This is a genomic window from Protofrankia coriariae, from assembly GCF_001017755.1.
GTDB classification, from domain to species: domain Bacteria; phylum Actinomycetota; class Actinomycetes; order Frankiales; family Frankiaceae; genus Protofrankia; species Protofrankia coriariae.
Genome location: NZ_JWIO01000009.1, coordinates 77,948 through 88,397, shown reverse-complemented (window position 1 = coordinate 88,397; position 10,450 = coordinate 77,948). Strand labels below are relative to the sequence as shown.

Here is a 10,450-nt window from a genome sequence, read left to right as displayed (position 1 = left end):
CCCCGCCGAGGCGGGCCCGTACCGCGCGGGCGGCCGGGCCGATCCCGTCGGCCCGGGCCCGCTGGACCACCTGGCGGACCAGGTCGGGACGGGCCCGGGCCTTGGCCACCAGCCCCGAGCGGGCGAGCGCGGTGACCGCCCGCTCCGTCCCGGGGGAGACGATGCTCGCCGCGGTCCGGACCAGCACCTCGGTCGGGCCGATCCGCGGCGCGGGGACGTCGAGAACCTCGACCGCGCCCCCACTGACCGCCTGCACCACTTGTTTCACGTCCGCTCCACCCTCTTGGCTCCCGCCTGGCCCGGCGCTTCCGGTCGGCCTGCTGCTTCCGGTCGGCCTGCTGCTTCCGGTCGGCCTGCTGCTTCCGGTCGGCCTGCTGCTTCCGGTCGGCCTGCTGCTTCCGGTCGGCCTGGTGCCTCTGACCGGTTTGGTGCCCCCGACCGGCCTGATACGTCTGGCTGGCCTGATATGCCTGGTTGGTTCGGTGCATCCGGTTGGTCCGCTGCCGTCGGCCGAGCTGGTGGTTGCGGCCGGGCGTCGGCCGGCCGGCCGATCTCGATGTCCGTGTGGATCTCGACGGGCAGCTCGTGATCGACGACGTAGGCGGCGGTGAGCGCCGGCACGGTGTCCTGCCAGCCGAGCGCACGGTGCGTCGGGCGCAGCTCCCAGCGGCCCGTCACGGCGGCGGCCGGGTCGTTCCGCACACGCAGGACGATCTCCCCGCTGCCGCTGCCGCTGCCGCTGATCCGGACCGTGTCGAGGCCGTCCACGGTGGCGGTCGCGGTGTGGGTGAGCGGGAAGAGGATCTCGACTCGATGGCCCCGCTGCCCGGCTTCCCGCTCGGTCGCCGGGGCGGTGCGCGTCACCCGGTCGGTGAGCGTCACCCGCTCCGGCCGGACCGTGAAGGTGCGTTCGTGCGACGGGCGTCCGGGCAGGCGCCGGTAGCCGTCGTGGGACGCGGTGAGGACCGCTGTGTCGCCGTCCAGCGCCATCCGGGTGATCGCCGCGCGGGCGCGGCGGCCGGCGCGGAAGGCACCCCAGACCTCGGTCGAGTCGGTGCCGTCGACGACCAGGCTCGCGTGCGCCGCGCTCGAGCGTTCGTGGTCGCGGACGGCCCCCGGATCGTAGGTCGAGGTCGCGGTGTCGACGATCAGGGGGACACCGTCGTACCAGAGCAGGAACGCGAGGGTGTCGGCGTGGGCGTGCGCGGGCAGCGTGTCCGGGCAGGCCGGCCCGACATCGGCGACGAGGTGGAAGCCGCCCGCCCGTAACACGGCGAGACCGCTGTCGGCGAGCAGCCGCGACCCGGTGCCGACGCCGGTGGTTCCGGCACTGGTGGTTCTGGCACTGGTGGTTCCGGTGCTGACGAGTCTGCCGCTGACGGGTTCGCGGTCGCCGGGCAGCAGGTGGTCCACCGCGTCGGCGGGGACGGGGTAGCCGTCGTTCAGCAGCGGCACCTCCCCGTCCGGGCCGAGTACCGTGCGTAGCCAGTCGCGCATCCGGGCGATCGCAGCCGGCAGATCGTCCGGCACTGCCGCGCCGCTCGCCGCGAGCAGGCGGACCACGTCGTCGAGGTCGGCGAGCACCTGGCAGTGGTAGGCGGGCGCCCGCTCGTAGTGACCGCCGTCGGCCAGCACCTGCCGGCGGACCTCGCGACGCAGCCTCTCGACCCACCGCCGGCGGCCAGCGGCGNCACCGCCGGCGGCCAGCGGCGTCGCCGCCGGCCACCGCCAGCCCGATCAGGGCCTTGAGGTTCTTGACCAGATGGTTGCCACCGACGTCGGTCTCCAGGTGCGCCCGCAGGAAGGCCGCGTGCCGGCCGAGGTCGGCGCGGACGGCCGCCTCGGCCGCACCGCCCCGCGCGAGCGGCTCGAACAGCCCGCACAGCGTCCACGCGCGCAGGGAGGCGACATAGGGCGCCCACGCGGTGCCGGCGCCCGGCGGCACAAGCCTGCGGCCACGGCGTGTAACGAATTGTCCGCCGGGGGTCGCCGTGGCGTCCCGGCTGCTGTCGATCAGCGTGGCGGCCCGCCATGACGTGTACAGCCGGGCGAAGACGGCCCGGGCCTCGTCGCGGTCACCGTGCGCCGTCAGCGTCCAGGCCCAGTCCCAGTAGTGCAGGTGGTAGCGCCACAGCAGCGGCGCGCCGTCCTGCGCCCAGTCGAGTTCGGCCGGGTCACCGTCCGGCACACGCAGCCGGCGGGTGTGGCCGAGCAGGGTCAGCGTCCCGTCGATCAGCTCGGCCGGGTCCGGCCAGGGCGCGGCGAGGCGGCCGTCGAACGGTACGAAGGCGGGCGGCCAGCAGCCGATCTCCGGGGCGGCCAGCCGCAGCAGCCGATCGGTCGTCCAGGGGAAACGCCGGGCGAAGGCCCGCTGGCCACGAAGCCGCACCCGGGCCGTGATCTGCCGTGGACGCAGGTGCCGGACGGTCCGCGCGTACCGGGTGGCCCGCGGGTACCGGCCCGGCCGCACACCCGTGGCCGCCACGGGGGAGGCAGCGGCCAGCGAACCATCTCCGGTGCCGGTGCCGGTGCCGGTGCCGGAGGCGGCGCTGCCTGCGGTACCGCTGCCGGCACGGGAACCGGGGGCGGCACTGGCCGGGCTGAGGCTCGGCGTCGGGTGGCCGGCGGCGCTGGCCACGGCCGTGGCCCCACGGTCTGCCGGCGGGCGCGGGTCGGTGACGTCACGCAGGCTTGTCACGTCAGCGGCGCCCTTCGGCCAGCAGCGCCGCCTCGGCCTGGATGCCCCGCGCGAACGGTCGTGGCGCGAAGCCGAGGTCGGCGGCCGCGTCGGTGATCGGGAACGCCTTGTCCTCGGCGAGCCGGGCGATCTGTTCGGCGCGTAGCCGTGGGCGGGCCGCCAGCCGTTCGTATCCGCGGGNGCCAGCCGTTCGTATCCGCGGGCCACGGCGAGCGTGGCGCGCAGCGGGAGCGGAACGGTGACGATCCGGCGCCCGACCGCGGCAGCGGCCTCCGCCACGATCGTCCGGAAGGTCAGCGCCTCCGGCCCGGCGAGGTTGTAGGCGCGGCCGACGCACACCTCCAGCCGGGCCGCGGCCAGCACGGCGGCGGCGAGATCGTCGACGTGGACGGGCTGTTGCAGGCGGCTGCCGCCACCGGGCAGGGGCAGCAGGGGGGAGCGGCGCAGCACGGCCAGCAGGCGAGCCATGTTCCGGTCGTCCAGACCTCCGTAGATCATGGTGGGGCGCAGGATCGTCCAGTCGAGACCGCTGCTGGTGATCATTTTTTCGGCGTCCGTCCGGATCCGCTTTGTCGCGGCCGGGAGCGTCGTGAAGATCGCGGTCGTGGAGATGAAGATCGCCCGGTGTAGCCCGGCCGCCTCGGCCGCCGACACGATCACGTCCGCGTGCCCGAAGCCGAGGGAGGCGAGGTTGACCAGGACGTCGCCCTTGGCGGCCTGGAACGCGGCGTCCACCGAGGCGGGGTCGTCGAGATCGCCCGCGACAACCTGCGCGCCCGCGCGCTCCAGAGCCTGGGCGGCCGCCGCGCCGCGGGCGAGCCCGACGACGTGATGCCCGTCCCGGACCGCGCCCGCGACCACCCGGCGTCCGAGGAATCCGGTTCCGCCGGTCACCAGCAGCCTCATGCGCGTCCTCGCTGCCCGGGGATGGCGGTCGTGATGTCAGGCGTGACGCCGGTCGTTCCGAAGGTGCCGGACGCGCCGGTTCCGCCGGTTCCGCCGGTTCCACCGGTTCCGCCGGTTCCACCGGTTCCGCCGGTTCCACCGGTTCCGCCGGGTACGCCGGGTNCCCGCCCGCCGGCAGAGGCGGCAGGGGTATCGACAGGAGCGGTTCGGTTACAGGCTGGGATGGTTCGTCTGCTGGCCGGCGCGGCTCACCAGCCGGCCGGGACGGTCTGGGCGGTCCGGTCGCCGGTCGGGACGGTCCGGGCGGTCCGGCTGCCAGTCGGGGTGGTGGCACCGGTGGCCAGCACAACTCGGCGGTGTCGTCCACGGGGCGCGGACGTTGTCGCGGAATGGTGACCGTACGGCCCGTCACCTCCTCGAGGAGGTGACGGTAGCGGCGGGCGAGCGCCTGACGGTCGAAACGCGCCACCACACAGGCCCGGCCCTGTGCGCCCATGGCGGCGCGCCGGGCCGGGTCCGCGGCCAGGGCGCGGACCGCCCGGGCCAGCGCCGACGGGTTTTCGGGTGGGACGACGACCCCGCCCGCCTCGGAGAGGATCCGGGCGGCCTCACCGGCGAGCGCGCCGATGACCGGCCGGCCGGCGGCGAGCAGCTCGAACATCTTCGACGGGATGAAGGTGGCGAACAGCGGCACGTCCCGCAGCGGGACCAGGCAGATGTCGGCCGCGGCGACGATGGCCGGCACCTCGTCGCGGTTGACCGCGGGCAGCATGGTGACGTTGGTGAGCCCCAGCTCGGCGACCCGGTCGGCGACCCGCCCGCGATCGGCCCCCTCGCCGACGAGGGCGACGTGCACCGGATCCCGGGCGAGTTCGGCCGCGGCGTCCACCACCGAGACCAGCCCCTGGGAGATGCCGTGGGCGCCGATGTAGAGGACGAGCGTGTCACCGGGGCGCGCGCCGAGCCTGGCACGTAGCGTCCGGGACGCCTGCTCCGCCGAGGAGGAACCGACCGGGGGCGACGCGGCCGGCGGGCCCAGCGGCTCCGTTCGGGGCGCAGGCTTTGCCGCGACCGGCGGTGCCGGCGGGGCCGGGAGGGCTGGCGGTGCTGGCGGGGCCGACGGGGCCGGCAGAGCCGCCGGTGTGGCCGGGCTGAACCGGCTCAGGTCGGCTCCGTTGTGGATCGTGTGGACCTTGCCGGCGGGAATGCCGCGTCCGACGATGTCGTCCCGGAAGCCGTCGGTCACGGTGACGACGGCGTCGGCGGCCCGGTAGGCGGCCATCTCCAGCCGTTCGAGCGCGGCTATGACCCGGCGGTCGCGCAGCACGCCGAGCTGTACGAAGATCGCCGGCCACAGGTCGCGGACCTCGACCACCAGGCGTGCGCGCCGCAGCCGGGCCAGCAGCCACGCCGAGCCGAGCGGGAAGAAGGTCGGGGACGAGACGACCACCACGTCGGCCGCCCCGGCCGCCCGCCCGCCCAGCAGCACGCTGGTCACCGTGAACGACAGGTGTGACAGGGTCCGGCGGGCGATTCCCTCGTTCGGGGTGGCGTACAGCCAGGTCCGTATCACCCGGTAGCCGTCGCGTCGCTCGATCCGCCGCCACGCGCCGCGGTACTCCGGCGGCACGACGCCGGTGGGGTGGTTGGGCATCCCGGTCAGGACCGTGACGTCCAGGCCGTCCGCCGCCCAGGCTCGGGCCGTCTCGGCGAGGCGGGCCTGTGGGGCGCCCACCTCGGGCGGGAAGTAGTGGGTGATCAGGAGTACGCGCAGCGGCCGACGGCCCGCGGTATCGGCCGCCGCTGTCGGTCCTACCGCTGCTCCTGTTGGCCTTGTTGGTCCTGCTGGTCCGGTCACCGCAGCCACCTCGGCGCTGCGCACGCGATGCGGGCGAAGTTCACGGTTGGCTCCCAGGTGCGAGTGAGTACGAGATGGCTACGAGATGGCGTGGAAAACGTGCAGTCGGCGCGACAGAGCTTATCGTAATCGAACAGATACGATCCGTGTATACACGTCCGGCGTGGCGACGATATGGTCACCTGGAGTAATTAGATCTGGTGGGCTGCTGGATCCCATGGATCCCGTAGGCAGTGGCTCCCGCGGGTAAAGGAACCCCGCGGACAGCGGGGCCGGCCGGCGGTGGATGCGGTGGCCGCCAGCCCGGCCGCCAGCCGATCCGGCCGCCAACCGGTCCGGCGGCCGGCCCGACGCCTCGAGCAGGGAGTCCCCTCGTGCATGTCCTCTTCGTTGCCGGTGCCCGGCCCAACTTCATGAAGGTCGCGCCGGTCCTGGCCGCGGCCGTGGAGCGCGGTGCCGCCACCACGCTCGTGCACACCGGTCAGCACTACGACGCCGCGATGAGCGGGGTGTTCTTCGACGAGCTCGGCCTGCGGGCCCCCGACCACTTCCTCGACGTCGGCTCGGGCAGCCACGCCGGCCAGACCGCCGGGGTCATGACGGCCTTCGAGCCGCTGCTGGCCGCCGTCCGCCCGGACGTCGTCGTGGTGGTCGGCGACGTCAACTCCACGCTCGCCTGCGCGCTGGTCACGGCCAAGTCCGGCATCCCGCTGGCGCACGTCGAGGCCGGGCTGCGCAGCCGGGACTGGGCCATGCCCGAGGAGGTCAACCGGGTGGTGGTCGACCGGGTCTCCGACCTGCTGTTCGTCACCTCGCCGGACGCCGCCGGCAACCTCCGCCGGGAGGGCTACCGACCCGACCAGACACACCTCGTCGGCAACGTCATGGTCGACACCCTGTTGGCGAACATCGAGCGCGCGCGGGCCCGGCCGACCCTGCCCCGGCTCGGGCTGCACACCGGCGGATACGGGCTGGTGACCCTGCACCGCCCGGCCAACGTCGACGACCCGGACGTCCTGGCGGGGCTGCTCGGCGCGCTCGGGAAAGTCGCCGAGCAGTGTCCCCTGGTGTTCCCCCTGCATCCCCGGACCCGGGCTCGGGTCGAGGGGCGGCTGCCGGCGGGGGTGACCACGCTCCCGCCGGCCGGTTATCTCGACTTCCTCGCCCTGCAGGCCGGCGCCCGGGTCGTCCTGACGGACTCGGGCGGAGTCCAGGAGGAGACGACCGTCCTGGGCGTCCCGTGCCTGACGCTGCGCGACACGACAGAGCGCGCGATTACTGTCACCGAAGGTACCAATCAGGTCATCGGTACCGATCCCGAACGGGTTGTGGCGGTGGCGACCGAGGTGCTCGCCCGCCCCCCGCGGCCACGGCGGCCCGCGCTGTGGGACGGACGCGCCGGTGAGCGGATCGTCGAGATCCTGCTCGCGGGCGACTACGGCGGCCACGGACGCCGGCCGACCGACATCACCGCTCGGACCGCTCCGCCGAACGCCGCTCCCGCGAGCGTGCCCCCGCGAAGCGTCGCAGCCCGGGGCAGGTGAGCGCCCCGCGCGCCGCGCCCGGGGCAGACCACGCTGTGACCTCTCCAGCAGACCACGCCGTGGGTGTTGCTGGCCGACTGTGTCCGACGGCCGTCGAAACAGCCGTGAAATGCCTGCTAGCAGGCTGAACAGCCCTGTTCCGGAAGCTGAAGTTCATCCATACCGGGCGAGTCCGACGCGTTACTCTCGGACCGCCTGCCAAGAGCACCCAAGTCCGGATTTCAGGGGAATCGATGCCTGTAGACATCAGCGGCCGCGCCGGCCGGGATCCCGCCAGCAGATCATCAGTCCAATGGTGACGTTGTTCGTGCCCGAGCGGTGGACCCGGCACCGGGCCCCGGACGGACGCGCGACGCGGGACCGGCTGTCCCGCCGACCGGTTCGCCCGGTCGCGGATCCGATCGGCCGCATGGTCGGCCGCGTCACCGATCCGGCGCGGCGGCAGTGGCCGTCCGCGCACGCCGTCCTGTCATGTCCGCTCCGGCCGCGGGCTGTCGTGGCCACCCTGGTCGGCTGGACAGCGGCCTCGACGTCGCTGGTGTGTTGGACGGCCCTGTATACCGAGGCCGGTCTGTGGATGGTCCTCTCGGCGTGTTCGCTGATTCTGGTCGTGATCACGGCGACCATGCTGTCGCTGTGCCGTATGCGAGAAAATCGCGTCGGCGAGTTCGCGGGTACCGACGAGCTGACCGGCCTCGCCAATCGGCACGGATTTCTCGGCCAGGCCGCGCGTCTGTTCGAGGAACATTCCAACGGCTGCCCGGCGCGCTGCCGGGACCCGGACCCGAACCCGGGCTCGGACCAGGAGCCGGACCGGGACCAGAAGGACGCGGGACGCCCTGGCCGCGCTTCCGGCGCGTTACTACTGATCAATATCGACCGTTTCCGAGAGATCAACAGCAGCCTCGGCCACGAGCAGGGCGACCGGCTGCTGATCGAGGTGGGCCGGCGGGTCCGCAAACTGGGACGCGCCGGCAACCTGGCGGCAAGGATCGGCGGAGACGAGTTCGCGCTGCTGCTGCGCAACACGGGCGCCGAACGGGCACAGGCCGCGGCGGCCGGCGTCCGCNGGCGGCCGGCGTCCGCGACGTCCTCCGGGAGCCGTGCACGCTCGCCGGCACGCCGGTACCGGTCGAGGCGAGCATCGGCATCGCGATCGCTCCCGATCACGGCCAGGACGTGCCCGAACTCCTGCGCAACGCCACCTCCGCCCTGGGCGAGGCGAAGAAGTCGTCCACGGGCCACCGGGTGTACGACTCGAGCTGTGCCCGGCCCGGCCCGGCCCGGCTGCGGCTGCGCGCCGAACTGCGCACCGCCCTGCGCAACGGGGAGATCGAGCCGTACTACCAGCCCAAGGCCGACCTGCGCACCGGCCGGGTCACCGGGATGGAGACGCTGGTGCGCTGGCGGCATCCCGTCGACGGGATTCGCACGCCCGACACCTTCCTCCCCGACATCCAGGCCGCCGGCCTGATGCCCGTCATGACCAGGCAGATCCTCACCAGAGCGCTCGCGGACTGCGCACGCTGGCACGCCGCCGGCGCTCGGCTGTCGGTGTCGGTGAACGTGCCCGCACCCGTGATCGTCGACCCCGGTTTCGTCCCCGGCGTGCACGAAGCCCTCAGCGAGGCGGGTGTCCGCCCGTCCGCGCTCTGCGTGGAGATCACCGAGGACTCCCTGATGATGCAGCGGGAGCGCGCGCAGCACACCCTCGCCCGGCTGCGCGCGCTCGGCGTGCGGGTCAGCCTCGACGACTATGGCAGTGGCTACTGCTCCCTGGCCTACCTGCGGGATCTCCCCGCGGACGAGCTCAAGTTGGACCGTGCCTTCCTGCGGGACGTCGAGCGCAACCCCGCGGCCGGGGAGATCGTCCGATCGACGCTCGCCCTGGCGCACACCCTGCGCCTGCGGATGGTCGCCGAAGGCGTCGAGACGGCCGGGTCATGGGCGCTGCTGGCGGCCTGGGGATGCGACGAGGCGCAGGGTTACTTCATCTCGCCGCCCATGGTCGGTGAGCGGGTTCTGCCCTGGCTGCGGCAGTGGACTCAGCAGGCCCGCCCACCCCAGCAGGTCCATCCGTCCCGGCCGGCGCCGGTACCGCCGTCCGCGCCGCCATCATCGGTGCCGCTGGTGCCATCGTCGCCGGTGGAGCCGGTGCCGTCACAACCGCCGCTGTCGCGAGGGCTGCCGCCGTCGCAACCGCTGTCGTTGCCGCAGACGCAACCGTTACCGATGCCGTCGTCCAGAACACCAGTTATGTAACCACAAGTAACTATGCGGACGACGGTACCCGTGGGTGGGCGACGGCCGCTGGGGAAGATCGCTGTCTGTTTGTCGTCGGGTACGCTTAACGGCCGAAAAAGCGTACTCAACGACCAGCAGGCCCGGATCAGGCCAGATCCGGATCTGGCCTGATCCGGGCCACGCTCGGTGCGGACGGTTGCGGACGCCGTCTGCCGCGCTGTCCGCATCACCGGGCGATGCCGCTCGCGGCACGGGCCAGCAGCTCCAGCGGCTGGGCCAACGCCTCGCCGATCTGTTCGGCGCACATCCGGAACGTCTCGACCGTCGATCCGATCGGGTCGGGGATGTCGTCGTCAGCGGGAGTCGCGGGACGGCGGAGGCCGCGGCGGGCCAACGCGCGGGAGACAAGGGCCTGGCCACACATCCGGATCGTCTCCGGGGTCGGGGGCAGCGGCTCCCGGCGGAGGGGGTCGGTGGCCGGCCGGGCTCCGCCCAGGTTGCGGGCCCCGCCCGGGTAGGCGGTGCCCGGGCTGATGTCGGCGGGTGTGAGCCCGGCGGTCACCCGGGCGAACTCCCGCAGGGTGAAGGTACGGCTGACGGTCTTCGGCGCGGTCGTCACGACGGCCGCGCGGTGCCCGCGCTCCGCGCACAGCACCAGATCGGCGCTGTCGAGCAGCCCGACGTGCAGGCGGCGGGTGGTGAAAGCACGCGGATCGAGACCACGGCCGGCCAGGACGGACGCGGCGTGCGGGTGGATGGGCGTGCCGTCATGTGCGCTGGTACCGGCGCTGGTGACGGTCACCCCGGGTGCGGCGGCGGTACCCAGCGCCTCCTGTAACAGCGCGGTGGCGAGGTACTGGGCCATCGGCGATCGACACAGGTTCCCCGTGCACACGATCAGGATGTGCCACGGTGCCGCGGGGCCGGCGGGCCCACCCGTGCCGGGCGTGCGGGCGGCTGTCATCGCGGCGCGGAGATTCTCGTGATCATTGTGGTTGTTGCCGTTCGGGGCTGTCACACCGCGGGGGTGGTGTTGTGCAGGGCTTCGCCGTGTCCACTCATCTTCGGGTTCGTGGCCCGGTGCCGGCCGGGCGCGGCGGCGCCGGCCCGGGGCTGTCGCCGCCTGCCGTCGAGGTAGCGGGGGAGCAGCAGATACATCCGGACGAGCAGGACGGCGGCGATGCCGGCGGCCACCCGCGC

Annotated in this window: 5 protein-coding genes and 3 pseudogenes (1 of these 8 only partly in view); 3 read left to right on the top strand and 5 right to left on the bottom strand. The window is 73.6% G+C overall.

Annotation, left to right across the window (positions count from 1 at the left end; all coding sequences use genetic code 11):
* Positions 1-264 precede the first annotated feature (264 nt).
* The 3 genes and pseudogenes from FrCorBMG51_RS30835 to FrCorBMG51_RS30830 all read right to left on the bottom strand — a co-directional run.
* A complete protein-coding gene (locus FrCorBMG51_RS30835; RefSeq protein WP_235433427.1) occupies positions 265-1,635 on the bottom strand; it encodes a heparinase II/III family protein in 1,371 nt (456 codons plus the stop codon).
* 1,363 nt (positions 1,636-2,998) lie between these two features.
* A pseudogene (locus FrCorBMG51_RS26470) lies at positions 2,999-3,604 on the bottom strand (SDR family oxidoreductase); the annotation flags it as partial.
* 499 nt (positions 3,605-4,103) lie between these two features.
* Positions 4,104-5,339, bottom strand: a pseudogene (locus FrCorBMG51_RS30830) (glycosyltransferase family 4 protein); the annotation flags it as partial.
* Positions 5,340-5,836: 497 nt separating this feature from the next.
* Here FrCorBMG51_RS30830 and wecB point away from each other — a divergent pair.
* The 3 genes and pseudogenes from wecB to FrCorBMG51_RS30820 all read left to right on the top strand — a co-directional run bounded on the left by wecB (position 5,837) and on the right by FrCorBMG51_RS30820 (position 9,268).
* Positions 5,837-7,006, top strand: a complete 1,170-nt coding sequence (gene wecB / locus FrCorBMG51_RS07855) for a non-hydrolyzing UDP-N-acetylglucosamine 2-epimerase (RefSeq protein ID WP_047222424.1) — start codon at positions 5,837-5,839, stop codon at positions 7,004-7,006.
* A 109-nt stretch (positions 7,007-7,115) separates the two neighbouring features.
* Positions 7,116-8,063: pseudogene (locus FrCorBMG51_RS33045) on the top strand (GGDEF domain-containing protein); the annotation flags it as partial.
* A 122-nt stretch (positions 8,064-8,185) separates the two neighbouring features.
* On the top strand, positions 8,186-9,268 hold the full coding sequence (locus FrCorBMG51_RS30820; RefSeq protein WP_052914459.1) for a putative bifunctional diguanylate cyclase/phosphodiesterase: 1,083 nt from the start codon (positions 8,186-8,188) through the stop codon (positions 9,266-9,268).
* A gap of 208 nt (positions 9,269-9,476) precedes the next feature.
* On the opposite strand, the gene FrCorBMG51_RS07845 is transcribed toward FrCorBMG51_RS30820, so the two are convergent.
* Together FrCorBMG51_RS07845 and FrCorBMG51_RS07840 are read right to left on the bottom strand one after the other, a co-directional pair.
* A complete protein-coding gene (locus FrCorBMG51_RS07845; protein WP_083730874.1) occupies positions 9,477-10,268 on the bottom strand; it encodes an arsenate reductase/protein-tyrosine-phosphatase family protein in 792 nt (263 codons plus the stop codon).
* Positions 10,269-10,308: 40 nt separating this feature from the next.
* Positions 10,309-10,450, bottom strand: the final stretch of a protein-coding gene (locus FrCorBMG51_RS07840) for an MraY family glycosyltransferase (RefSeq protein ID WP_476742129.1). It continues 764 nt past the right edge of the window; 142 of the gene's 906 nt are visible here — the last part of the coding sequence; the start codon falls outside the window, past its right edge; its stop codon occupies positions 10,309-10,311.